Source organism: Mycobacterium helveticum, assembly GCF_007714205.1.
GTDB lineage: Bacteria > Actinomycetota > Actinomycetes > Mycobacteriales > Mycobacteriaceae > Mycobacterium > Mycobacterium helveticum.
In genome coordinates, this window is sequence record NZ_VMQU01000001.1 from 1 (window position 1) to 25,421 (window position 25,421).

Genomic DNA, 25,421 nt, shown 5'->3' on the forward strand with positions numbered 1-25,421 from the left:
CCGCACCTGGTCCAGGGATTTTTCCGTGACCCGAATTTGGCCTACATCGCGGCGTGACTCGACTTACTTACGATCGCCTTAGTAACGCCTACACCCGGCTGGTCCTGGTGGGCACCCTGCCCCCGCAGATGCGTGAGGTGTGCCGACTGGAATGGGACGCCAAGAAGGAGAAGCGCTTTGCGCGCTTCGCGGCCACCGTCCGGGCGCTGAATCCGCTCATCAACCGGCTGCCCCTGTCATTCGTCTACCTGCCCTGGGCGGCCAGGGCGTGGCGCCGCGCGGGGGTCGACCCGCGCGGGCTGCACAATCGCGCTTCATGACGCCGCGCCCACGCGGGCGACCTCCCGCAGCCAGCGGCGCACGGCAACGCCGAACGTCTATGACGGGACCGGTCAGGTGCTCAAAACCACTCGGACACAAAGAATTCGCCGCAGCGCGGGCCAAAGTTCAGGATATGTATGCCGGGTGGACCGCCAGCCGATTGCCTGGCCCGACTGGCATGCGACAGGATCGGTGGCATGGCCGATATCGACTTCTCGCTGCTGGACATCCCGAGGTCGGCACCGGTCGACGATCCCGAGGCCTACCTGCGCGCCGCGATCGCCTGGCATTTCGGCCATGACACCGGGTCGGCGTTCTGGCTGCGCACGGCCGAGACGCTGGACTTCGACCCGCGCAGCGACGTCACCACCTTCGCCGACCTGCGGCGGTTTCCCAACCTGGTCAACGAACTGCGCGGCGTACCGGTCGAGGACCTGGTTCCCCGCGGCTACCGAGCCCACGGATCCGCGACGCCGCTGCCCCGGATATTCGAGTCCGGCGGCACCACCGGCGCTCCGAAACGCACGGCGCAACTGCCGGATTGGTGTGCCCAGGTCGTCGAATGGCAGACCGAGGACTTCGCCGCCGGCGGATTTCTGCCCGGCCGGGGCTTTTTGTGCCTGATGCCCGGAGGGCCACACGGGGTGGGCTATTTCTCGCGCCTGGTCTCCGAGCGGTTGGGGTCGGTGTTCCACCCGATCGACATCGACCCGCGCTGGGTCAAGAAGCTCACCGCCCGCAACGCGGCCACCGAGGTGGCGGCGTACGTCGAGCACGTCATCGAACAGGCCGTCTTCGTCCTCCAGACACAGAACGTCGCGAACCTGCACGCCACGCCGCCCCTGGTGGAGGCGATGGCCCGCGACGACCGCGTGGTGGACCTGGTGAACGAGAAGATCCGCTACCTGTTGCTCAGCGGCGCGCACGTGGACGCCGACACGCTCGACCTGCTGCGCGGCATCTTCCCGGCCACGACGATCACGATGGCCTTCGGCAGCACTATGGTGCTGTCCCAGGCGGTCACCCGGACTCTCGACGACGGGACCTTCGTCTTCGACCCGCGGAGCCCCTACGTCGTGTTCCGGGTCGTCGACCCCGACACCGGTGAGGAAGTGCCCCACGGCCGACTCGGCCGCGTCGTGATGAACCATGTCAGCAAGGGGATGTTCATCCCGAACAACCTGGAACGCGACCTGGCCATCCGCATGTCGGGACCGGCGGGTCAGCTCGGCGACTCGGTCAGCGCGGTGCGGCCGGTGAGCACCTTCGAGGGCGAGGCCGTCATCGAAGGCGTCTACTGAAAGGCGATCTGGTGCACATCGATGCGCTCGGCCCCCAGGGCGAGTACCGCACCCGCAACCGCGAAGTCGTCCTGAGCACGGCCGGCGATGCGGTGGCCGAGCTGAGCATCGTTCCGCCGCTGTATGTTTCGCGGACGGTCAACGCGCAGCGCAAGGCCCGGCCGCTGCCGGTCGCGCAGCGAGAAGCCGCTCTGGCCGCCGCGGCCGGCGTCTTCGCGACCGCGACCATCGCGGGACTGGACTTTGAGGCCTATGTCGCTGCGGCGAGCCGGATTTCGGGGATGCCGATCGCGGTCACCCGGGCCGGGGCGCGCGGCGTGGCCGACGCGGTCGGCGGCGCGTTCGCCGCGGTGCGCCCGGCCCGCCCCGTCGGCGCGGCGATGGACTGGCGCCAGCATACGGCCCGGTGCGGCGGTGCGGTGTGGGCGCGACGCGGGGAGGTGTTCGGCGTGCATGCCGCCGGCAACGGCCCCGGCGTGCACGGCCTGTGGCCGCAGGCGCTCGCGCTGGGCTACCGGGTGGCGGTGCGCCCGTCGCGACGCGAGCCGCTGACGGCGCACCGCCTGGTGAACGCCTTGCGTCAGGCGGGGTTTCGGGAGGAGGACGCCGCCTACCTGCCGACCGATCACGGCGGGGCGGACGAACTGATCCGCGCGGGCGACCTCGCGATGGTCTACGGCGGCCAGGATGTCGTCGACAAGTACGCCGCCGATCCCAGGGTGGTGGTGAACGGGCCGGGACGGGCCAAGATCCTGATCACCGCCGACCGCGACTGGCGCGACCACCTCGACGTCGTGGTCGACTCGATCGCCAGTCTGGGCGGCATGGCCTGCGTCAACACCACCGCGGTGCTCTACGAGGGCGACCCCGCGCCGCTGGCCGCGGCGATCGCCGAGCGCCTGGCCGCGATCGAGCCCCTGCCGGGCGCCGACGAGCGGGCCGTCCTGCCCACCCAGCCGCTCGGGAGGGCGTACGCGCTGGCGGCCCACCTGGCGGCCAAGGCCGCCGGGACCACCCCGCTGCTCGGCGCCGACCAGGTGGTGGCCCGGGTGGGTGACGGGTGCGCCGCGCTGCGTCCCGCCGTGCACCTGCTGGCCGGGCCCGGCTCGGGCCGGCTCACCGACCCGCTCAACGCCGAACTGCCGTTTCCCTGCGTGTGGGTGTCGCCGTGGTCGCCCGGTGCGGGCGTGGCGCCGCTGCGGCATTCCCTGGTCGTCACCGCGGTCACCGGCGACGACGGGCTGATCGACGCCCTGCTCGCCGAACCGACCGTGAGCAACGTCTACCGCGGCGGCCACCCGACCTGCCACGGGGCGCCCGAGATCCCGCACGACGGTTTCCTGGCGGACGTCCTGATGCGCAATAAGGGCTTCGTCGGCGACTGAACGGGCCCGCCGAGAGGCGTTCGCGCGGCCATGTGGTCTGCTACCAAGAGAACTGTCGAGGTGCACGGTCAAGCCGGAGCCAACCCTCGGCGTGCCTACCAGCGGATGCGGCAGTCAAAGATGAACGTGATAGCGCAGGCCCTTCAAGCGGCCACCGACCGATTGGCCAACCCGGCGCGGATCTCCGATCCGGACCGGCTTCGCGGCGCCGTTTCCGGCAAGACCGCCCTGGTGACCGGCGCGTCGTACGGGATAGGCGAGGCCACCGCGCGCAGGCTGGCCGCGGCCGGGGCGACGGTGCTGGTGGTCGCCCGCTCGGCCGACCGGCTCGACGACCTCGCGGCGTCGATCAACGCGGGCGGCGGACGGGCGGTCGCCTACCCCACCGATCTCACCGACGAGGCCGCCGTCAGCGCGCTGACCAAGCAGATCAACGAGGACCACGGCCCGCTCGACGTGGTGGTCAGCAACGCCGGCAAGTCGCTGCGCCGCTCGCTGCATGAGCAGTACGACCGGCCGCACGACTTCCAGCGCACGATCGACACCAACTACCTGGGGCCGATCTGGCTGCTGCTGGGGCTGCTGCCGGCCATGCGCGAGGGCGGCGGCGGCCACATCGTGAACGTCTCCAGCGTCGGCGTGCGGGTGGTGCCCGGCCCGCAGTGGGGTGCCTACCAGGCCTCCAAGGGGGCGTTCGATCGCTGGCTGCGCAGCGTGGCGCCCGAACTGCACGACGACGGCGTGAGCGTCACGTCGGTCTACTTCGCGCTGGTCCGCACCCGGATGATCGAGCCCACGCCGGTGCTGGGCAAACTTCCCGGCCTGTCCCCGGACGGCGCCGCCGACGCGATCGCCAAGGCGGTCATCGAACGCCCGCGCACCATCGAGCCGCCCTGGGTGTGGCCGGCCGAGCTCGCCTCGGTGTTGCTGGCCGGGCCCGCCGACCATGCGGCCTGGCTGTGGTACCGCCGGATGTTCACCGAGACCGCCACCCACGAGGCCACGCGATGACGACCGACGGCGTGCTCACCACCGCGGCCCGGGCGCTGCTGCGCTCCGGGCTGCTCACCCCGCCGTCCCCGGCCGCCGGGGTGCGGCTCCTGCGCGCGGCGCGGCGCGGCGGCACCAACCCCTACACCCTGCTGGCGGTCGCGGCGGCCCGCTGGCCGAACCGGTCCGCGATCGTCGACGACGACGGCGCCCTTTGCTATCGCGCGCTGCAGCGGCGGGCCGAGGCGCTGGCGCGCCGGCTGGCCGGCGACGGCGCCGGACCCGGCCGGGCCGTCGGGGTCATGTGCCGCAACGGGCGGGGCTTCGCGGAGGGATTTTTCGCCGCCGCCCTCCTCGGCGCCGACGTGGTGCTGGTCAACACGGAGTTCCGCACCGATGCGCTGGCGGCCGTGCTGAGCGGTCACCGGATCACCGCCATGGTCGCCGACGACGAGTTCGCCGGGCGGGTGCGCGCCGCCGACCCCTCGGTGAGCGTCGTCGACCCGGCGCGGCCACCCGGGGTCACGTCCCACGACGGCGACCCGCGGCCCCGGGTGGCCGCGCCGGGGCGCATCGTTCTGCTCACCTCGGGCACCACCGGCACGCCCAAGGGCGTGCCGCGGACCCCGCAGCTGCGCTCGGCGGTGGGCGTGTGGGTGACGATCCTGGACCGCACCCGGTTGCACACGGGATCGCGAATCTCGGTGGCGATGCCGATGTTTCACGGGCTGGGGCTCGGCATGCTGATGATCACGGTGGCCCTGGGCGGCACCGTGCTCACCCAGCGCCACTTCGACGCCGAGGCCGCGCTGGCGCAGGCGTCGCTGCAGCGTGCGGACGCGTTCACCGCGGTGCCGGTGGTACTCGCGCGCATCCTCGACCTGCCCGAGCGCGTGCGGGCGCGCAACCCGGTGCCGCACCTGCGGGTCGTGATGTCCAGCGGGGACCGGCTCGATCCCACGCTCGGGCAGCGGTTCATGGACACCTACGGCGACATCCTCTACAACGGCTACGGCTCCACCGAGGTCGGCATCGGCGCCCTGGCGACGCCGGCCGACCTGCGCGACGCCCCCGAGACCGTCGGGAAGCCGGTCGCGGGCTGTGTGGTGCGCATCCTCGACAAGCGCGACCGGCCGGTCGGGCCGCGTGTCACCGGCCGCATCTTCGTCGGCGGCGACCTGGCCGGCGAGGGCTACGCGGGTGGCGCGGGTGCCGGGGCGGCGAAGGCCGTCGTCGACGGCATGACCAGCACCGGCGACATGGGCTACCGCGACGACGCGGGCCGGCTCTATGTCGTCGGGCGCGAGGACGACATGATCATCTCCGGGGGAGAGAACGTCTATCCCCGCGCGGTCCAGAACGCGCTCGCCGCACACCCCGACGTCGCCGACAACGCGGTCGTCGGGGTTCCCGACGAGCGCTTCGGCCATCGGCTGTCCGCGTTCGTCGTCCTGCAGCCGGGCCGCGGAACCGACGTCGCGGCGTTGCGAGAGTACTTGACGGACCGGGTTTCCCGCTTCGAACAGCCCCGCGACATCCAAATCGTCGCGCTCATCCCGCGCAACGCCGCGGGCAAGGTCGTGCGCAGCGAGCTGCCCACCTGAGCTCACGCGGGAAGGCCCGGCGCCTATCCGGGCTGCGGGCCGCCGTTCCAGATGCCCGGAATCTGCGCGGCGATCTCGGTGGCCTTGGGTTCGAGCGTCGCGACGCGCCTGGCCAGCCAGTTGGGTGCCAGCACCGAGACGGCGGTGGCGCCCGCCGTGGCGCCGATGACGCCGCTCCAGGCGACCGGTCCCAGCGGGGTGCAGCCGAAGAAGTGGCTGACGCCCGGGGTCTGCACGATGGCCACCAGGACGCCGGCGCTGCCCAGCGCCGTGCCCAGCACCAGGGGGCTGTGGCGGCGCGTCAACAGGGTCTGCGCCAGTTGCGTCGTCACCAGTGCGGTCAGACCCATTGTGGCCGTGCGCCGTTCGGTTCCGAACGTGTAGCGCCCGATGCCCCAGGCCGCCGTCGCGCCGGCGGCGGTGACGGCGCCGCGGGTGACGATCTGGCGCAGCAGCGGCGCGTCGAGCGACGGCGCCGGACCCGCGAGGGCGGCACGCTGGAACGCGCGAAGCAGCTCTTCGGCGTCGCGGTCGGACCCGTCGTGGCCCTGTTCGGAGGCCGCCTCGTCGGCCTCGTCGGGCAGGGCGTACTGCGGGGTGACGGCGACCGCGAGCGCGGGGAACATGTCGGTGAGCAGGTTCACCAGCAACAGCTGCCGGGTGCCCACCGGCGCCCGCCCCGTACCCAGCGCCGTCCCGATGATGGTGAAGAGGACCTCGCCCACGTTGCCGCCGACCAGGATGCCCACCGCGTCCCGGACGCCGCCCCACATGCCGCGCCCCTCGACCAGCGCGTCGAGCAACACACCCAGGTCGCTCTCGGTCAACACGATGTCGGCCGCCCCGCGGGCGGCCGAGGATCCCCGGCCGCTCACCCCGATGCCCACATCGGCCATCCGGATGGCGGCGGCGTCGTTGGCGCCGTCACCGACCATCGCGGTGACCTGCCCGCACGCCTGCAACGCCGCGACGATCTGCACCTTCTGTTCGGGGCTGACACGGGCGAAGACCTGCACGTCGGCGGCGACTTTGGCCCGCTCGTCCTGGTTGAGGGCGGCAAGCTCGGCGCCGGTCATCTCCCGCGCGTCCGGCGGCAGCCCCAACTGGCGGGCGATGGCCCGCGCGGTCACCGGATGGTCGCCGGTGATCAGCACCACCCGGCGGCGGGCCTCGATCAGCGCCTCGATCAACGGCCGCGCGGACTCGCGCGCGGTGTCGGCCAGGCCGACGTAGCCGACCATCTCGAGGTCGTGCGCGGCGGCATCGACGGCGTCGGCGTCGGTGTCGTCCTCGGAAAGCCCGTGCTCCCAACGGCGCTGCGCCACCGACAGCACACGCAGACCCTGCTCGGCCAGGCGCAACACCAAAGCCTCGGCGTGCTCGCGGCCGGCGTCGGCGTCGGCGAACCGGCAGCGCGCCAGGAGCACCTCGGGAGCACCTTTGACCACCAGCATCGGGCCCTCGCCGGCGCCGGCGGTGCCGATCGCGGCGGCATAGCCGCGGCTGGACTCGAACGGCACCTCGGCGAGCAGCGTCCACCCTGAATCAGCTTGACCATTAAGGGAACTCGCGGCGGTGAGGATGGCCTCGTCGGTGGCGTGGGCGTGTCCCTGCCCGTTCTGGGGCTGGGTGCTGCTGCGTGCGGCCGCGCGCAGCACCGCCGCGGCCCGCGGGTCCGTCGCCGCGGGCAGCTCCCCGTCGACGGCGGTGTCGTGCGGGACGCCGCGCACCACCCGAAGACGGTTTTCGGTGAGCGTCCCGGTCTTGTCGAAACACACCGTCTGGACCCGGCCCAGGGCCTCGACCGCCCGCGGCGTGCGCACCAGCGCCCCGCGTTTGGACAACCGCTGGGCGGCGGCCAGCTGGGCGAGGGTGGCCACCAGCGGCAGGCCCTCGGGGACGGCGGCCACCGCGATCGCGACGCCGTCGGCCACCGCCTGACGCAGGGATCCCTTGTGTGCCAACGCCAAACCCGTCACCGCCGCGCCGCCGGCCAGCGTCAGCGGCAGCACCTTGCTGGTCAACTCCCGCAACCGGGCCTGCACCCCGGCCGCGGACTCGATGTCGGCAATGGCCGAGATCGCGCGCTGCGCCGCGGTGCCGGCGCCGGTGGCCACCACGATCGCCCGCGCGCGCCCGGCGACGATGGTGCTGCCCTCGAACAGCATGCTGGCGCGGTCGGGGTCGGTCACCGCGACGGGCTCGACCTGCTTGTCGACCGGCAGCGACTCACCGGTGAGGAAGGACTCGTCGACCTCGAGGTCCTCGGCCACCAGCAGGCGCGCATCCGCCGGGACCACCTCCGGCGCCACCAGGTCGATGATGTCGCCCGGGCGCAGCGATTTGGCGCTCACCGTGGCCGTCCGCGGCGCGGAGCGGGCCGCCTCCAGCCGCCGCTGCGAGGTCGCCATCGTGGGAAGGACGACGCGGCGCGCGAGCTGGTCCTGCTCGGCGAACAGCTCGGCCACCGCCGCCTCGGCCCGTAACCGTTGCGTCCCGCCGACGATCGCGTTGGCGGTCATCACACCCGCCACCAGCAGCGCGTCGATGTTGCTGCCGACGATCGCCGAGGCCGCCGCCCCCACCGCCAGGATCGGTGTCAGCGGGTCGGCGAGCTCGGCCCGGGTCGCGGACAACAGCCGGCCCACCCGGGCCGCCGGCCCCCGCAGCGGCGCCAGCGCCGGGTTGTAGGACAGGTCGTCCAGAACGCGTCGCCACGGCGCGATGCCGGGCTCGACGGCCAGCGGCCCGGTGCGGCTGGCCAGGCGGGAGTAGACGATCTCGGGATCCAGTGCGTGCCAAGCGGTCAGCGGCTGGGGGGTGGGCACGGGCTGGCGGAGCACCCGGGTGGCCGAGAACGCGCCCTGCACCAGCGCGGCCGCGGCGGCGGCGTTGACCGGGTTGAGCCAGCGCTGCAGCGCCAGGGGGTTGGTGGTGGCCCGCGGATCGCCGGTCACCAGCAGCAGCCCGGCCAGCGTGCTGCCGCCCTTGGCGAGGCGCACCGACGATTCGGTGGTCTTGCGGGCGGTCGGCAGCGCGGACAAGATCCGCACCGCCGCGGCCAGATCGGTGCCGGTGATGATGTCCGCGGTCCACGGTGTCGCGGCGTGGGGATCGTCGAGCGCCACGGCGACGTCGGCGACGGCCAGCGCCGCCAGCGTGTCGGTCGAGGCGAAGTCCGGGTGCAGCGCGGTGATCAGCAATACCAGCCCGCGGTCGGTCCGCAGGTCGCGCACCAGCTGCAGCAACGGCGTGCCCGGCGGGTGGGTCACCGCGACGCTGGCCGCGAGGTCCTCGGTCCCCGCCACGTGGCGCAGCACCACCCGGGCGCCGGTGCGGTGCGCGGTCTGCAGCAGCGGGATCGCGAAGGGATCGACCTCCCAGCCCACGTCGACGCTGCCCACCACCTCGCCGTCCACGACGAGGTCGGCATGCTCGAGGCCCTGTGCCGGCGCCGCCGACGGGCCCTGCGTGGGCACCCGGCGCAGGCGCGCCCCGGTGGCCGGCAGCTCGTCGGCGTCGGGCTCGGGCGGTTGCTCCGCGTGCAGCAGCGCGTCGGCGACCTCATAGACCCGGTCGTCGTCCCAGCCGGGCATGTCCCCGTGCGCGCGCAACACGGCGCGGTGGTCGCCGCGCAGGGCCGCCCCGTCGATGAGGACCACCTTGACCCGATCCAGCCGGCGCAGGGCCCCGGGGTCCAGGATCAGCTGCCCGGCGTTGGCCAGGCCGCGGCCCAGCACCGCGGCGAACGTCTGGCGGCCCATGTGGGCGGCTCTGGGCACCCCGGCCAGCAGGGCGCCGGCGGCGTCCTCGGTGCCGCCGCCGGCCAGCAGCGCGGTCGCCGCGGCGATCAGCGACGCGTTGGCGGCCTGGTCGGCGTACTCCTCCACGGGCCCGGCCATCGACCCCTTCGCGGTGTCGATGGCGGCGTGGACGGCCCCGCCGACCATGACGTGGGACGCCTCACCGGCGGCCGCGGCCGCCGAGTTGTGTCGCAGGGCCTGCGATTTGGGCCCGGCCGACGAGATCACGGGCACCACCGGGGCCTGTGGCCGCCGCGGCGAGGCGAGCTCCGGCTCGCGCTCGCGCCATCGTTGCCGGTGCGCCGCCGCCTCGGAGATCTGCAGGCTGCGCTGCGCCAGGTCCAGCATCGGCGTGCCGATCGCCTGCGTCAGCCCGTTGGAGACCGCCGCCGAGGCGCTGAGCAGCACGTCGGTGCCCACCCGGCCCAGCCGCGACTCCAGGACCGAGACGATCCTCGGCTGATGGTTCAGCAGGGCCGACGCGGCGCGCGCGCTGCGCGGCGCGACGGGCAGCCGGCCCACCCAGCCGGTGACCGCGGCACCGAGCGCCGCGACGTCCATCGCCGCGGCAGTCAGGGGCACCAGGATCGCCAACGGGTTGCCCGGGTCGGCGAACGGTGCGGTGCGGGTGGCCGGGCGCGCCCCGACCAGTGCCAGGTCCTCGGCCACGCCGGAGACCGTACGGCGCACCTGGCCCAGCACCGCATCGCAGTCGGCGTCGCTTTCCAGTTCGACGACCAGGCGGCCCAGGGCCCCCTCCACGTGGGCCGTGGCCACGCCGGGAATCCGGCGCACCGGCTCCTCGACGACCGGCGCATGCTCGTGCCAGCTGGGGAACGGCAGCAGCGGGTCGAGGTCCAGGTGCACCCGCCGCCCGCTCTGCCAGCGCACCTGCGGCATGACGTGGTTCGCCGACCCGTTGGAGGAGGCGCTGCCGATCCCGATCGCCCGGCCCGTCGTCTGCGCCATCGACTGCATCACGGGGCCGGCCAGCTCGGTGACCGGACTGGTCAGCATCTGCACCGCGCCCACGGCGCCGGCTGCGGTGGAGACGCCGGCCCGGACGACCTCCGCGGCTCCACCGGCCACGCCGGCGATGACGCCGGCTACACCGGGAATCCTCAATTCCGTCACCCTTCGATCACGTCTACCGCGCCTAATGATCCTGGCGTGCCGGGAGCGTGTCCACGGGTGCGCCGAGGCAAGGCCGACGAGCGATGACGCCGACAACCGTGGCGGCCCCGGTTTCGCGTGGTTACCGGCGTGTCCGATCGCTTCACTGTCAGAAAGCTTACCGGTTGGCGCACGGCCGACCGCGCCGAACAACGACACGCGATCGGCGCACGAAACAATCCGGGCGTCAGAAAGAATGGGGAGATGCGGCACGCATGAGCCGGAACCGCGAAAAGAACCGCGAAAAGAACGTGGCCGTCGAACGGCTACGAATGACCATCGTTCGGCTGGTGGCAACCCCGCAGAGCGGGCTCAGTGGCACCGGTGGTTCGAGCGTCCGACCTGGTAGCCGACCGGGAAGGTTTTCTCGATGACCTGCAGCTGGTGGTCCACTCTGGACTCCAGCTCGAGGACCACACAACTGTCGCCGAGGGCTTTGGATTCGAGAACTATGTACCGCTGACCACAATCGGTGATCGGGTCGCCCGAGTGCAATTTCTCGACCGGCACCGACTCCGGAGTTCCATCTGGCTCCATCTGTGACACGGTAGGTCAATTCCGCGGGTGAGGGAACACACCGCCGCTGCGCCGAATGCGCGGTGCAACGCACGCGCGTCGGCACCTGCCGGGCCCCGCGCCGAGCTAGGTTATGCCCCATGAGTTGGTGGTTCGCCCACGCCGAGCGGACGCTGTCCGAACGGGTGCGGGCCGCACCGGATCAAGTCCGCGGCTTCTACGTCGACCTGGACAACATCAAGGTCGTGCATCCGCTGATCGTGTCCGTGGCGGCCGAGTCTCGCGTGGACACCCCCGACGGCTACCGCCAGAGCTATCGCGTGGTCGACCGGATCCCGCTGGGGCCGTTCACGTTGCGGATCACCTACCGGGCAACGCTGCACGTGCCGGCCGACGGCGACGTGCAAACCGAGGCCGACCAGTCCCCCGGGGTGCGGCTGCGCGCAACGGTGAGCTTCGAGCCGGCCGGCGGCGGCACCCGGCTCACCGAGCGAATCCGCATCACGACGCCCCGGCCGCTGGCCCGGGTGACGACGCGCGAAGCGGTCAAAGCCCACATCGCGATGCTGGCGGGTATCCGACGCCACTTCGAATCCGCTTGATGCCGTGCCGGTTCCGTCGGCTCGGCTACTGCGCGGCCTCGTCGGGCGCGTAGCCCAGGATGCTCTTGACCTCCAGGTACTCGTGGAATCCGAACGAACTCCACTCCCGGCCGTTGCCGCTGCGCTTGTAGCCGCCGAACGGCGCATTCATGTCGAAGGCGTGGTTGATGGTCACCCAGCCGGCCCGGATTCTGCGGGCCACGGCGCGCGCCGTGTCGAGATCGGCCCCCGAGACGTAGCCGGCCAGGCCGTAGTCGGTGTCGTTGGCGATCGCGACGGCGTGGTCGAGGCCGTCGTAGCCGAGCATGCACAGCACCGGACCGAAGATCTCCTCGCGCGCGATCGTCATGTCGTTGGTGACGCCGGCGAAGACGGTCGGCCTGACGTAGTAGCCCGTGTCCAGGCCGTCGGGCCGGCCGGGACCGCCGGCGACGACCGTGGCGCCCTCGTCGATGCCGGTCTGGATCAGCCGCTGCACCTTCTCGAACTGCGCCTTCGACGCCACCGGCCCGATCGCGGCCTTGTCGTCGGGATGTCCCACCCGCACCTGGCCGGCGGTCTCCCGCGCGATGGCGACGGCCTCGTCCATCCGCGAGTTCGGCACCAGCATGCGCGACGGCGCGTTACAGCTCTGCCCGGAATTGGGCATCATGTTGGCCACCCCGGCGCGCACGCCGTCGGCGAAGCCCGCGTCGTCGAGCACGATATTGGGGCTCTTGCCGCCGAGCTCCTGAGTCACTCGCTTGACCGTCGGGGCGGCGATCTTCGCGACCTCGACGCCGGCGCGGGTCGACCCGGTGAAGGACACCATGTCGATGTCGGGATGGCCCGCAAGCGCCGTGCCCACGCCCGGACCGTCGCCGTTGACCAGGTTGAAGACCCCGGCCGGCACGCCCGCGGCATCCAGGATCTCGGCGAAGACGTAGGCCGAGAACGGCGCGACCTCGGACGGTTTGAGGACCATCGTGCAGCCCGTCGCCAACGCCGGGTACACCTTGACCGCGATCTGGTTCAGCGGCCAGTTCCACGGCGTGATCAGCCCGCAGACGCCGATGGGTTCGCGGGCCAGCAGCGTCGCGCCGTGCTGTTCGGAGAACGCGAAGTTCTTCAGCGCGTCGATGGCCGTGGCCAGGTGCGCGAGCCCGAGCCCGACCTGCGGACCCGCCGCCAGCGCGGGCGGGGCGCCGATCTCCTCGGTGACCGCGTCGGCGAGATCGCTCGCGCGCCTGCGATATTCGGTGAGGATAGCCTCGAGCAGCTCGAGGCGCTGCTCGCGACTGGTCTGCGACCAGTCGGCGAAGGCGCGCCGGGCCGCGGCAACCGCCACGTCCACGTCGGCGGCCGAACCGAGCGAGATCGTGCCGGCGACCCGCTCGGTCGCGGGGTTCTCGACGTCGAACGGGTTGGGCCGCACCGGCCCAACCCACCGGCCGTCGATGTAGAAATCCAGGTATTCGCGCATGGCTCCTCCTTGTCGCGTCCGTCTACTCACTGCGTGCCTTCGGCGTACCAGGTGCGGAACTCGCCGTAGTTGGGCATCTCCTCGGAGTTGGCCTTCGGGTCGATGCAGACGTGCACGACGGCGGTCCGGCCGCTGGCGTAGGCGCGCTTGATCGCCGCACCGATCTCCTCCTCCTTCTCGACGTACTCGCCGTGGCAGCCGAAGCCCTCGGCGACCTTGTCGAAGCGCACGTCCTTGCTCCAGTGCACACCCGGCTGCGCGGAGGGCTGGGTGAACGTGCGCTTGTAGACGCCGACCTCCAGGCCCCATTGGTTGTCGACACCCACGACGCACACCAGCGGCAGCTTGCACCGGGCGGCGGTCTCGAGTTCGGCGATGTGGAACATGAACGAGGAGTCGCTGGTGAGCAACATGACCGGCCGCCTGCCGCCGTCGGCGACCGAGGCGCCCACGGCGTAGGGCAACCCGGTGCCGAGGTGGCCGAAGTTCTGGTTCCAGATGACGTCGTGCGGCTTGGCCTGCGAGTAGGTCCAGCCGAAGATGACCGTGGCGCCGCCGTCGCGGACCATGATCCCGTCGGGCGGGAACGCGGTGGTCGCCTCGACCACGAACCGCGCGGGGTGGATCGGCGTCCGGCCGCTGGGCGCGGTCTCGGCCAGGTCGGCGAGCCGGTCGGCATCCTGTTCGACCCAGCGTGCGAGGTCGGCCGACGGCATGCGCGGGCTGTCCTCGAGCGCGTCGACCAACTGGGGCACCACGCCGCGCAGGTCTCCCACCAGCGCCACGTCGACGGGGCGGTTGACGCCGATCGCCAGCGGGTCCTGCTCGACGTAGATCCACCTGCGGGTGGCGTCGTTGCGCTCCCAGTGCCGGGTCCTGCCGTAGTGCACCGGCTCGCCGAGCTCGGTGCCGAGTGCGACGCACACGTCCGACGTGGTCACGGCCTCGACGGCCGCGGACGAGAAACCGTAGGGGAAGGTGCGGTCCTCCAGCCCGGGGATGAACGACGTGCCGCCCGAGGTCTGGATCACCGGGCAGGCCATCAGCTCGGCCAGCTCTTTGACCACCTCCTGAGTGCGCGAGGTGTGCACCCCGTGGCCGACCAGCAGGATCGGGTTCTGCGCTTCCCGGATCAGCCTGGCGGCCTCGGCGATCTCCCGGGCGCCGGCGCCGTGCCCGGCAAGGCGATACGCGTTGGGCGGCAGGGGAGCCGCGACATCGAGTTCCTCCAGGATCACATGGGACGGGTATTCGATGTAGGCCGGGCCGGGCGTCGTCGACATCGCACGCCGAATCGCCTCCCGGACGATCTCGTCGGTCTGGTCGGCGTACTCGATCGAGGCGCTGTACTTCACCGCCGGGGCGAAAAGCCCTTCCTGACGGACGAATTGGATGCGGCCCCGGCGGACCCGCCGTTCGGTGATGCGCGCCCGCTGGCCGCCGAGGAAGATGACCGGCGAATTCTCCACCTTGGCGCACATCATCGCCCCGGCGATGTTGGCGACGCCGGGGCCCAGCGTGCCGATACACAGGCCCGGCGTGCCGGTCATCCGGGAGACGGCCTCGGCCATGAACCCGGCGCTCTCCTCGTGGTGAGGCGAAACCACCTGCCAGCCGCGGGATTCCGCCTCGAGGAACATGTGCACGAAGTTCGGGTCCGGGATCCCGAACAACGTGTTGACGCCCTCGGCCTCGAACAGGTCCAGGATGCGTTGGTAGACGGGCACACCCATTGTCAGAACTCCTCTTCTTCGCCCGCATCAGGTGGCGCGCTCGCGCCAACTTCGGCGAGTACTTCTTCGGTGTGGGCGCCCAGCTCCGGGGCCGGTCCCCCGACGCGGCCCGGTGTCCGGGAGAACCAGGTGGGCACGCCCGGGAAGCGCACCGGCCCGTGCCGGGTCTGCACGGTCTCGAACATGCCGACGGCGTTGAGGTGCGGGTTTTCGAAGAGGTCGCCGGGGGTGTTCAAGGGTGCCGCGGGGATCTCCAGCTCGCCGAACAGCGCCAGCCACTCCCGGGTCGAACGCTGCTTCAGCGTCTCGGCGAGCAGCCCGTAGACGGTGTCGATCTGGCGGGCACGCTGCTCCAGGGTGGAATACAGTTCGCAGGCCCACGGAGGCCGCACGGCGTCGACGAACGCGTTCCAATGCTTGTCGTTGTAGATCAACGCGGCGACATACCCGTCGCTGGTGCGGTAGGGGCGCCGGTTGGGCGCCACGGTGCGCGGATACACCGCCGGCCCCAGGGGCGGGTCGAAGATGGCGCCGTTGGCGTGTTCGACGAGCATGAACGACGCCATGGTCTCGAACATGGCGACCTCGACCTCCTGTCCCTCCCCGGTGCGCTCGCGGTGGAACAACGCCATCGTCGTGGCGTACAGCGCCGTCAGCCCGGCGACCTTGTCGGCCATGATCGTTGCGACATAGTCGGCCTCGCCGGTCAGTTGCTGTTGCACCGCCGGCAGGCCGCATTCGGCCTGGATCGTGTCGTCGTAGGCGGGCCGGTCGCGGTCGGGTCCGCGGCGGCCGTACCCGTAGCAGTTGGTGTAGACGATCGACGGGTTGATCGCGGCGACGTCGCCGTAGCCGAAGCCGAGCCTGACGATCGCCTTGGCGCGCATCGAGTGGATGAACACGTCCGCGGTTTCGACGAGCGCACGCAGCGCATCCCGTCCGGCGTCGGTCTGCAGGTCCAGCAGGATGCCACGCTTGCCGCGGTTGACGTTGACGAACACCCCGCTCATGCCGGGCGCCGGGCCGACCGAGACGTAGCGGGTGTCGTCGCCCTGTGGCGGTTCGACCTTGATCACGTCGGCGCCCATGTCGGCCATGATCTGCGTGCAATACGGCCCCATCACCATGGCGGTGAGGTCGATCACCCGGATGCCGGCCAGCGGGCCCGTGGACGGGCTAGCCATGCAGCGCCCCCTGATCGCGGGAGCGGTGCGCCAGTTCGAAGCTGTAGCGGATGTGCTCGCCGTGGCCGTCGGGCAGCGGCGGGAAGATCAGCGGTGCGTCCGCGCGCCGGATCGCCTCCAGATGCTCCTCGACGTCCTCGACCGTCCACGACGACCGGTACACGCCCGGGGTTTCGGCGATCATCGCGCGCGCGACCCGGCCGGCCAGCGCGACGAAGATCTCGCCGCTGACCGAACACGATTCGTGGGCGAGCCAGCCGACAACGGGCGCAACGAGTTCCGGGTCCATCGGCGGGTAGGCCGAGGTGTCGATACCGGCGGCCATCCGGGTCACCGCGGCGGGCACGATCACGTTGGACGTGACACCCTCGGCGCCGCCCTCGAGCGCCGCGACGCTGGACAGGCCGATCACCCCGGCCTTGGCGGCCGCGTAGTTGGCCACCCCATGGTTGCCGTACAGGCCGCCGATCGACGAGGTGAGCACGATCCGCCCGTAACCGGCGTCGCACATGCGCGGAAACGCCGGCCGCACCACGTGGAACGCGCCGCGCAGGTGGACATCGAGTACGGCGTCGAAGTCCTCGTGGCTCAGCTCCTTCAGCGAGCCGCGGCGGACGTTGCCGGCGTTGTGCACCAAGACGTCGAGGCGGCCGTAGGTGTCGAGCGCAGCGTCGACGATCGCCTTACCGCCGGCGGGGGTGGCTACCGAGTCCGTGCTGGTGACCGCGTGACCGCCGGCGGCGTTGATCTCACGCACCACGTCGTCGGCCGGAGCGGCATCGCTGCCGTCACCGGTGAGGCTGCCCCCGGAATCGTTGACGACAACCTTCGCGCCCCTCGACGCGAGCAACATGGCATAGGAGCGGCCGAGCCCTCGGCCGGCTCCGGTGACGACCGCCACCCTGCCGTCGAAGTTCAAGGATCTCAAGTCAGTCATCGACGTTCTCAAGTACCAGACCGTCCAGGTTGCCCTGGGCACGCCATTCCCTGAGCAAGTCGTCGAACGCGTAGAAGCCCGGCAGGTACGGATCGCCGATGGCCGAGCGGATGCCCTCGCCGCCACCGCCGCCCTCGTTGTTGTAATAGCCGGGCGTGCAGGAAACCGCGAATTCCGAGCCGTCTATCGAGGTTTCGCGGATCGTCTTGATCCAGTTCTCCTGGGCTTCCCGGCTCGGCTCGACGGTGGTCGCGCGGCGCGCCACCGCTTGGGAAATGATGTAGGCGATGTGTTCGGCCTGCTGCTCGAGCATGGCGGTGGTGTTCCCTGCGACGCCACCCTGGATGAAGCCGGTGAAGAACTGGTTGGGGAAGCCTCGGCTGGTCATCCCGTGGAGCGACGTGTAGCCGTCGCGCCAGTGTTCGAAGAGCGACCGGCCCCCGCGGCCCTCGATCACGTCGATTGCGTACCGGCGGCTGATGTCCGTGGTGATCTCGAAACCGCTGGCGAAGATGACACAGTCGACTTCGTACTCAACGCCGCCCGCGACGATCCCGTTCCCGGTGAGCCCTTCCACGCCTCTGGATTCCGACACGTCGACCAGCGTGACGTTGCGGCGGTTGAACGTCGGCAGGTATTCGTCGTTGCTGCAGGGTCGCTTGCACATGAACCGGTAGTAGGGTTTGAGCGCTTCGGCGGTTTCGGGGTCCTCGACGACTGCCGCGACGCGTCGCCGCAGCCGCTCCATCATCTTGTAATCTTCTTCCTCGCGCATCGCCATGATCTGCTCGGCGGTCAGGGCCGCGGGATCGTCGGCAGCCGCGACCCGCGCGGTCAGGTTGCGCCCCAGTTCGGTCCAGAAGTCGCAGACCATGTCCGGCTCGTCGAACACCACCCCGTCACCCAACGGTGACCAGCGGTGAAAATTACGCTTGCGTTCCTCCTGCCAGCCTGGCTGCAGCGAAGCCGCCCACTGCGGATCGGTCGGCTCGTTGCCGCGTAGGTCCACCGATGACGGCGTGCGCTGAAACACGAAGAGGTGCCGGGAGTCTCGACCCAGGTGCGGAACCAGCTGAACGCCGGTCGCACCGGTACCGACGAGCGCCACCCGCTTGTCGTGCAGCTTGTGCAGTCCGCCGTTGGCATCCCCACCCGTGTAGTCGTAATCCCAGCGAGCGGAATGGAACATGTGTCCCTTGAAGTCCCTGATGCCGGGAATGCCGGGCAGTTTCGGCCGGTTGAACGAGCCCTGCGCCATCACCACGAACCGGGCCCGGATGTCGTCACCGCGGTTGGTGCTCAGACGCCAGCGCTTGATCCCCTCATCCCATCGCGCCGCACGAACCTGGGTGGACAAGATCGCGCCGTCATAGAGCCCGAAATGCTTTGCGATGCGACGGCAGTGCTCGTAGATCTCGGGCCCGTCGGCGAACTTCTTCGACGGGATGTAGTCGAGTTCCTCCAACATCGGGATGTAGCAGTAGGCGTCGTTGTCGCACTGGATTCCCGGGAAGCGATTCCAATACCAGACCCCGCCGAAGTCCCCGCCCATCTCGATGACGTGCACGTCATCGACGCCTGCCTTCTTGAGATACGCGCCGGCCAGCAGCCCGCTGAAGCCGCCGCCGAGTACGGCCACCTCGATGTTCTCGTCGATCGGCATCCGTGGCGTCACCGGAGTGTGGGGATCGACCTCGCAGAATTCTGCGTAGTCATCCTTGAGTTCCAGATACTGCTTCGAGCCCTCCGGGCGGAGCCGCTTGTCGCGCTCCCGGCGGTACTTCTCGCGCAGCGCGTCGATGTCGATGTCGTCGGGTGTCTGCGTCGGGCCGCAGTCGTTCCGGCGTCTTTTCCTGTCGGGGGTCATGCCGGTGGGCGCTCCTCGTCCGGAAGTTCCTGCGGTGCACCGGTGCCCATGTACTTCGACAGTTGGTAGTGCAGGTTCACGGTGCTGCGTTCGCGGTAGGGGTTGGGTTTGGTGCCGCCGAAGCCGAGGGATTTCATCCCCTGCTGGACGGCGGCCATGTTGGAGAAGTCTTGCGGCAACACCGACAGCCACCGCGGATCGTCGGGCGGGGTGTACTGCCATTCTGTCTGCGGCTCTTCGCCTTTCGGGTACAACTCGAATACCGAAACCTCGAAGACGCATCTGTTCGGGTCGTAGCTGGGATGTGGCCGGGCGCTGTAGCACAGCGCAACCGTCAGACCCTGACCGATCTGGAAATTCGGGAAGATCTGCCACGCGGTGCCCGCCTGCCCGAGGATGTCGGCCGGGATCGTCGGCCAGATCACGCCGCGTGCCGCGTCGTCGCGGCGGGCGGACGCCAGCCAGTGCTCGAGGACCCGGTCGGCCGGTGTGCCCTCGGGTAACTCGTCGACCAGCCGTTTGGCGGCGTTCACCAACGTCTCGGTGGTGGAGGTGTTGGTCTGCTCCATCGTGTAGATCTGCATTTGGGCGGTCGAGACCCGCGGGTCGGTGCCGGCGCCGAGGCGGATCTTGGACTTGGTGGCTGCCAGATCGTCCGGGGCGTCGTAGCCGATGTTGCTGTGCTTGCCCTGCGCCTTGGCCCAGCCCTTGAACTCGCCGAACTTGTTGAACTCCGGATGCGTCGTGTAGACGTGGTAGGTCTCGTTGAAGGCCTCCAGCGCGACCTTCCAGTTGCAGTCGAAGTACAGCCATTTGCGCCATTTGCAGCGCATGTTCTCACACCCGAACGGGTCGAGGATCTTCGCCGCGGGAAACAAGTAGTCGGCCAGCGGCTCGCAGTCGGGGTCCATGTTGATCCACAACCAGCCGCCCCAGGTGTCGACTTTGACCGGCCGCAGCCGGGTGTTGTCGGGCGTGAGGGCCCCTTTCCAGTCGTCTTGCTCCCGGATGTGCGTGCAGGCGCCGTCCAGGCCATAGGTCCAGCCGTGGAAGCCGCAGACGAACGACTTGCGGGCGCGGCCGCAGGCGTTCTTGGCGCCCGCGGGGGTGTCGATCAGCCGGCGGCCACGGTGCATGCAGACGTTGTGGTGGGCGTGAAATTCGTGGGGACCGGTGCGCACCACGATGATCGAGTCGTCGAGGATGTCGTAGGTCAGGTAGCTGCCCACCTCGGGCAGCTCCTCGACGCGGCCCACCTGCTGCCAGACCCTGCGCCACAGCCTGTCCCGCTCGGCGCGGGCATAGTCCGCGCTGACGTAGGCCTCGACGCCGATCGTCATCGGCCGCGAAAGGTCTTCGGCCGCTGCCGAATTGTTGGCCAGATCGGTCATCACATCCTCCTGATGGCGGCGCGGAAGGACTCGTCCTTGAGGAACAGCGAGGTGTTGTCGGCGCCGAGGTGGCTCCATCGGAGGTCGAGCCCGCCGTCGACGAGCAGCGTCTGCCCGGTGATGTAGCTCGACAGATCCGAGAGCAGGAACAGGATGGCGCCGGCCTGTTCCTCCGGACGGCCGCGCCGGCCCATCGCGATCGCCTGCCGGTCCCGGGCCGGGTCCTCCTCGACATAGCTGCGCGACGCCGCGGTCTCGGTGACGCCGGGCGCCACGGCGTTGACCCGTATTCCGGCCGGCGCCAGCTCGAGCGCCATGGTGCGGGTCATCGCGGCGATGGCGGCCTTGGCCGTCCCGTAGGCGATGTGAAACGGCGCGGTGTTCATGCCGCTGATCGAGGAAATCGACACGATCGACCCGGGCCGCTGCTGCGCGACGAGCTCCGCGGCCACCGCGCGGCTCATGAAGAACGCCGTCTCGAGGTTGTCGGTGAAGACGGTGCGCCAGTCGCCGCGGTTGACCCGGGTCGCCGGCATCCACGTCGACGGTGCGGCCCCGCCGGCGACGTTGACCAGGCCGTACAGGCGTCCGTCGGCATTCCGCGCTTGGTCGATCACCGCGGCGATGCCCTCATCGGTCGACGCGTCGGCCGCAACCGGCACTACCGACAGGTCTTGTTCCGCCAGCGGAGCGACGTGCTCGTCGAGATTTTCCTGCGAGCGGCTCACGGCGATGACGGTCGCCCCCGCCCGCGCGCTCAGCTCCGCGACGGCCGTGCCGATGCCGCCGCCGCCGGCGCCGGACACCACCACGATGCGACCGTCGAGCCCGAAAAGATCCGCCATGACCTGCTTTCCCGGCCGCGGACACGGTCACCGCCCGCGACGCGACGCGCCGATGTTTTGTCCGGACAACATATTGGGTTCTGCCCTTAGGAGAACACTATTCCCATCGACGGACACCGCTGTCAAGGCCGGGCGCCGAGCTGTCGGCAGCTATTGTCTGGACTAGCGTGACTTGATAACGTCCAGCCCGAACAGGCACTTCCGGGTCTATAGGGAAGGATCCCGACGAGACCATGACCATCGCGGCGCAGCCATCGCGATATGCCTCCCCCGATGCCGGACCTCACCCTGCCGACGTCGCGCCGGGCTGGCGGCTCGAGCGGGTCACCGCCCCCAGCCGGCTGTTCGGCGCCAACGGGCTGCGCACCGGTCCGGACGGCCGGATCTACATCGCGCAGGTCACCGGCAGTCAGATCAGCGCGCTGGACCATCGCACCGGGCGATTGGAGACCGTGAGCGCCACGGGCGGCGGCATCGTCGCACCCGACGACGTCGCGTTCGACGCGAGCGGCAACCTCTACGCGACCGAGGTCATGGACGGCCGGGTCAGCACACTCGACACCGCCGGCCGGACCCGGGTGCTGCGCGACGACCTCCCATCGGCCAACGGGATCACGTTTCATCGGGACCGGTTGTTCGTCGGCGAATGCCGCGAGGCCGGGCGCCTGCTGGAACTCGACCCGCGCGGCGGGCCACCCCGGGTGCTGCTGGAGAACGTGCCCTCGCCCAACGCGATGGAGGCCGGCCCGGACGGGCTGCTGTACTTCCCGGTGATGGGCGCCAACGCGATCTGGCGTGTCGATCCCGAAGGTGGCGAACCGCAGTGTGTCGCGGGCGATCTCGGGGTTCCCGACTCGGTTAAGTTCGACCCGCGGGGGCACATCGTGTCGACGCAGGTCGCCAGCGGGCAGGTGCTGCGCATCGATCCCCGCAGCGGCGAACGGCGGGTGCTGGCCCAGCTGACCCCGGGTCTGGACAACTGCACCCTGGTCGGTGACCGGGTGCTGGTGTCCAACTTCACCGGCGAGATCACCGAGATCGCACCGGACGGCGCGACCCGGACGGTGTTGCCCGGTGGGCTCAACTGGCCGCTGGACCTGACCGTGGGGCACGACGGGAAGCCGTACGTCGCCGACGGCACGTTTTTCTCTGCAGTCCAGCCGGACGGCTCCCTGCGGACGGTCGGGATGCTGTTCAGCCCCGGCTATCCCGGCTTCGTGCGCGGTGTGGTGGCCAGCGGCCCGGGCGAGTTCGTGGTGACGACCTCGGGCGGCCAGGTCAGCCGCTACCGGCCCGCCGCGGGCGAAACCGAAGTGCTGGCCGACGGCTTCGACCAGCTCTACGGCGTCGCGCTCGGGTCCGGCCGGGTCGTGTTCGCCGAGTTCGGCACCGGACGGGTGCTGTCGTGGGCCGCGGGCCGCATCGAGGTGCTGGCGGCCGGCCTGCGGGACCCGGTCGGCGTCGCCATCGACCCGGACGGCGCGTGCCTGGTGGCGGAATCCGGTGCCGGACGCGTGGTCCGGGCCGACGGTTCCGGCACCATCGTCACTGATCTGGTTCGCCCGCAAGGGCTTTCGGTGCGCGACGGCGTGCTCTACATCGTCGACGCCGGGGCCAAGGAGGTGATCGCGTTCGACCTGGACACCAGGGTTCGCCGCACCATCGCCGCCGGGCTGCCGATCGGCCCGCCCGCCGGGGTCCGGCCCAAGCCGCTCAAGGGCATGCCGCCGTTCTCCGGCCCGCAGGGTCCGTTCGCCGGCATCGCCGCGGCGGCCGACGGCACGCTGTTCGTCTCGGCCGACGGCGACGGCAGCGTCCTGGCGCTGCGCCGGACAGGGGACGGCCGCTGATGACGCAGGCCGTCTCGAACGACCACCGCTACCTGCAGATCGCGCGTGCGCTGCGCAAGGAGATCGTCGACGGGGTGTACCCGGTGGGCTCGCAGCTGCCGACCGAGCACCAGCTGTGTGAGCGGTTCGCGGTGAGCCGCTACACCGTTCGCGAGGCGATACGCCGGTTGCGCGAGGACAACCTGGTGGCGTCGCGGCCGCGGGCGGGCACCCGGGTCGTTCCGCGGCCGGCGTCGAGTTCCTATGCGCAGGACGCGATGTCGATCGACGACCTGCTCGCGTTCGCCTCCGGTGCGCACCTGAGCATCGAGTCCAACGCCATGGTGACGCTCGACGACGACCTCGCCGCCCGGACCGGGCTCGAGGCCGGCACCCAGTGGCTCTCGGTGCGGGGCTACCGGATGGCCGACGGCGCGCCGGCGCCCCTGTGCCGCACCGAGTACTACATCAGCCGCGACTTCGCCGCGGTCGGCAGGCTGCTGCAGCGCCACACCGGACCCATCTTCCCGCTGATCGAGGACCTGTTCGGGGTGAGCGTCGCCGAGCTGCACCAGGAGATCGCCGCGGTGCTGCTCTCGCCCGATCTGGCCGACGGCCTCGGGGTCGAGGCGGGCACGGCCGCGCTGCAGATGCGGCGCACCTACCGCACCTCCGAGGGCGACGTCGCACAGGTGACCATCAACACCCACCTGTCGTCGAGGTTTCGCTACGCGATCACCATGCGCCGGGTGAACGGCCAGGCCGGCTGAGGTGAGTCGACGGTGATCACCCACTACCGCCGGGACCCGGCGCGCGCGGCCGAGGCATACGCGCGCGGCCTGTGGGTGCACACCACCCTCGCCGATGCGCTGCGCGCGGCCGCTCGAACCTCGCCACAGCGAACGGCATTGGTGGACAACGATGTACGGGTCGACTGTGGCACGCTGCACGCCCGGGCCGCCGCGCTGGCGGCCGCCCTGCTGGAGCGCGTGCCGCCCGGCGGCGTGGTGTCGTTCATGTTGCCGAACTGGCACGAGGCCGCCGTCATCTACCTGGCCGCGACGCTGGCCGGGATGGTGGTGAACCCGATCCTGCCGTCGCTGCGTGACCACGAGTTGCGCTTCATCCTCGAAGACGCCGGCGCGGCGATGATCTTCGTCCCGCACCGGTTCGGCGGCCACGACTACCCGGCGATGCTCGAACGCGTGACCGCGGCGATGAGCGCACCGCCCGAGGTGGTGGTGCTGCGCGGCGAGGCCGGCGCACACACGCCGTTCGCGGCGCTGTCGGGTCCGGGGGATGCGAGCCTGCCCGCCCCGGATCCCGACGACGTGCGCATGGTGCTCTACACCTCCGGCACCACGGGACGCCCCAAAGGTGTTTTGCACAGCCATAATTCGATGCACGCGCTGATCTGCCAGCTCCGTGACCACTGGGGCGTCGAGGCGGGCGACGTGTTCCTGGTTCCCTCGCCGATCGCCCACATCGGCGGCTCGATCTATGCGTTCGAATGCCCGCTGCTGCTGGGCACCACCGCGGTGCTGATGGAGCGGTGGGATCCGGCGGCGGCGGTGGCGCTGATGGACGGCGAGCGGTGCACCCACATGGCCGGCGCCACCCCGTTCCTGCGGCAGTTGCTGTCCGCCGCCGAGCACGCCGGCACGCGGCTGCCCGACCTGAAGGTGTTCGTCTGCGGCGGCGCCTCCGTGTCGCCGTCGCTGATCCGCCGGGCCGCGGACTATTTCGACCGGGCGGTGGTCACCAGGGTGTACGGCTGCACGGAAGTGCCCGTCGCGACGGTCGGCGCGCTCCGGCCAGACGAAGCCGACCGCGCCGCGGCCACCGACGGCAGGCCCGGCATCGCCGAGGTCAAGCTCGCCGCCCACGTGGCCGCGCCGGCCGGTGAGGGGGAGATCTGCGTGCGCGGCCCGCAGATGCTGCTCGGGTACCGGTCTCCCGAGGACGAGGCCGGCTGCTTCGACGACGCGGGGTTTTTCCGCACCGGTGACCTGGGGCGCTGGGTCGATGACCGGTATCTCGTCGTGGCGGGCCGCGTCAAAGACGTCATCATCCGCAACGGCGAGAACATCTCGGCCAAGGAGGTTGAGGACCTGCTCGCCGACCACCCCGGGATCGCCGAGATCGCGGTCGTCGGGCTGCCCGACGAGCGCACCGGCGAACGGGCGTGCGCGGTGATCGTGCCGGCGGGTGACCGGCACCCGGACGTCGCGAGCCTGCGCGCGCTGCTGCAGAGCAAGGGCGTGGCGAAATTCAAGGCGCCCGAACAGGTGGTCGTCTGGGATGCTCTGCCGAAGAACGACGCCGGAAAAATCCTCAAGCACCGGATCCGGGCGGCTTTGACGGCGCAGGCGATCGCAAGCGCGGCGGAGCCGGGCGCGGCGGGTCGCCGCCAGAAAACGGCGCAGGCGATCGCAAGCGCGGCGGAGCCGGGCGCGGCGGGTCGCCGCCAGAAAACGG

The 25,421-nt window shown here is 70.9% G+C and carries 16 protein-coding genes and 2 pseudogenes; 9 read left to right on the top strand and 9 right to left on the bottom strand.

Annotated elements, in window-relative coordinates; all coding sequences use genetic code 11:
• Positions 1 to 83 precede the first annotated feature (83 nt).
• The 5 genes and pseudogenes from FPZ47_RS00005 to FPZ47_RS00025 form a co-directional block, all read left to right on the top strand.
• Positions 84 to 320: pseudogene (locus tag FPZ47_RS00005) on the top strand (oxygenase MpaB family protein); the annotation flags it as partial.
• A gap of 198 nt (positions 321 to 518) precedes the next feature.
• Positions 519 to 1,622 (top strand): class I adenylate-forming enzyme family protein, encoded by a 1,104-nt coding sequence (locus FPZ47_RS00010; protein ID WP_144946746.1) that lies wholly within the window; start codon positions 519 to 521, stop codon positions 1,620 to 1,622.
• A gap of 8 nt (positions 1,623 to 1,630) precedes the next feature.
• Positions 1,631 to 3,007, top strand: coding sequence for an aldehyde dehydrogenase family protein (locus FPZ47_RS00015; RefSeq protein WP_144946749.1), 1,377 nt, complete (start codon positions 1,631 to 1,633; stop codon positions 3,005 to 3,007).
• 120 nt (positions 3,008 to 3,127) lie between these two features.
• Positions 3,128 to 4,018 carry an SDR family NAD(P)-dependent oxidoreductase gene (locus tag FPZ47_RS00020; protein WP_144946752.1) on the top strand — a complete coding sequence of 297 codons (891 nt, stop codon included), beginning with the start codon at positions 3,128 to 3,130 and terminating at the stop codon, positions 4,016 to 4,018.
• Positions 4,015 to 5,601 (top strand): AMP-binding protein, encoded by a 1,587-nt coding sequence (locus tag FPZ47_RS00025; protein ID WP_144946755.1) that lies wholly within the window; start codon positions 4,015 to 4,017, stop codon positions 5,599 to 5,601. The genes FPZ47_RS00020 and FPZ47_RS00025 overlap by 4 nt, the downstream gene beginning before the upstream one ends.
• Before the next feature lie 23 nt (positions 5,602 to 5,624).
• Here FPZ47_RS00025 and FPZ47_RS00030 read toward each other — a convergent pair whose 3' ends face one another.
• The gene (locus FPZ47_RS00030; RefSeq protein ID WP_144946758.1) at positions 5,625 to 10,529 is read right to left on the bottom strand and encodes a cation-translocating P-type ATPase; all 4,905 of its coding nucleotides are present in this window, start codon (positions 10,527 to 10,529) and stop codon (positions 5,625 to 5,627) included.
• Between the two features lie 360 nt (positions 10,530 to 10,889).
• A complete protein-coding gene (locus FPZ47_RS00035) occupies positions 10,890 to 11,114 on the bottom strand; it encodes a hypothetical protein (RefSeq protein WP_144946761.1) in 225 nt (74 codons plus the stop codon).
• 119 nt (positions 11,115 to 11,233) lie between these two features.
• On the opposite strand from FPZ47_RS00035, the gene FPZ47_RS00040 reads away from it, so the two are divergent.
• On the top strand, positions 11,234 to 11,695 hold the full coding sequence (locus FPZ47_RS00040) for an SRPBCC family protein (RefSeq protein ID WP_144946764.1): 462 nt from the start codon (positions 11,234 to 11,236) through the stop codon (positions 11,693 to 11,695).
• 25 nt (positions 11,696 to 11,720) lie between these two features.
• Here FPZ47_RS00040 and FPZ47_RS00045 read toward each other — a convergent pair whose 3' ends face one another.
• Genes FPZ47_RS00045 through FPZ47_RS00075 form a run of 7 tightly spaced genes read right to left on the bottom strand, consistent with a single transcriptional unit; the run spans position 11,721 to position 21,114 of the window.
• Positions 11,721 to 13,157, bottom strand: a complete 1,437-nt coding sequence (locus tag FPZ47_RS00045) for an aldehyde dehydrogenase family protein (RefSeq protein ID WP_144946767.1) — start codon at positions 13,155 to 13,157, stop codon at positions 11,721 to 11,723.
• A gap of 26 nt (positions 13,158 to 13,183) precedes the next feature.
• On the bottom strand, positions 13,184 to 14,890 hold the full coding sequence (locus FPZ47_RS00050; protein WP_144946770.1) for a thiamine pyrophosphate-binding protein: 1,707 nt from the start codon (positions 14,888 to 14,890) through the stop codon (positions 13,184 to 13,186).
• A 2-nt stretch (positions 14,891 to 14,892) separates the two neighbouring features.
• Entirely contained in the window at positions 14,893 to 16,050 is a 1,158-nt protein-coding gene (locus FPZ47_RS00055; protein WP_144946999.1) for a CaiB/BaiF CoA transferase family protein, read from the bottom strand.
• 16 nt (positions 16,051 to 16,066) lie between these two features.
• Entirely contained in the window at positions 16,067 to 17,011 is a 945-nt protein-coding gene (locus tag FPZ47_RS00060; RefSeq protein WP_144946773.1) for an SDR family NAD(P)-dependent oxidoreductase, read from the bottom strand.
• A complete protein-coding gene (locus FPZ47_RS00065; RefSeq protein WP_144946776.1) occupies positions 17,004 to 18,878 on the bottom strand; it encodes a flavin-containing monooxygenase in 1,875 nt (624 codons plus the stop codon). Before FPZ47_RS00065 ends, FPZ47_RS00060 begins: the two co-directional genes overlap by 8 nt.
• On the bottom strand, positions 18,875 to 20,269 hold the full coding sequence (locus FPZ47_RS00070; RefSeq protein WP_144946779.1) for an aromatic ring-hydroxylating oxygenase subunit alpha: 1,395 nt from the start codon (positions 20,267 to 20,269) through the stop codon (positions 18,875 to 18,877). Before FPZ47_RS00070 ends, FPZ47_RS00065 begins: the two co-directional genes overlap by 4 nt.
• On the bottom strand, positions 20,269 to 21,114 hold the full coding sequence (locus tag FPZ47_RS00075) for an SDR family NAD(P)-dependent oxidoreductase (RefSeq protein WP_144946782.1): 846 nt from the start codon (positions 21,112 to 21,114) through the stop codon (positions 20,269 to 20,271). Before FPZ47_RS00075 ends, FPZ47_RS00070 begins: the two co-directional genes overlap by 1 nt.
• A 233-nt stretch (positions 21,115 to 21,347) precedes the next feature.
• On the opposite strand from FPZ47_RS00075, the gene FPZ47_RS00080 reads away from it, so the two are divergent.
• The 3 genes and pseudogenes from FPZ47_RS00080 to FPZ47_RS00090 all read left to right on the top strand — a co-directional run.
• Positions 21,348 to 22,964 (top strand): Vgb family protein, encoded by a 1,617-nt coding sequence (locus FPZ47_RS00080; protein WP_144946785.1) that lies wholly within the window; start codon positions 21,348 to 21,350, stop codon positions 22,962 to 22,964.
• Positions 22,964 to 23,713: a GntR family transcriptional regulator gene (locus FPZ47_RS00085; RefSeq protein ID WP_144946788.1), complete on the top strand. Its 750-nt coding sequence runs from the start codon at positions 22,964 to 22,966 to the stop codon at positions 23,711 to 23,713. Before FPZ47_RS00080 ends, FPZ47_RS00085 begins: the two co-directional genes overlap by 1 nt.
• Before the next feature lie 15 nt (positions 23,714 to 23,728).
• Positions 23,729 to 25,306 (top strand): annotated as a pseudogene (locus tag FPZ47_RS00090) (AMP-binding protein); the annotation flags it as partial.
• Positions 25,307 to 25,421: the final 115 nt, after the last annotated feature.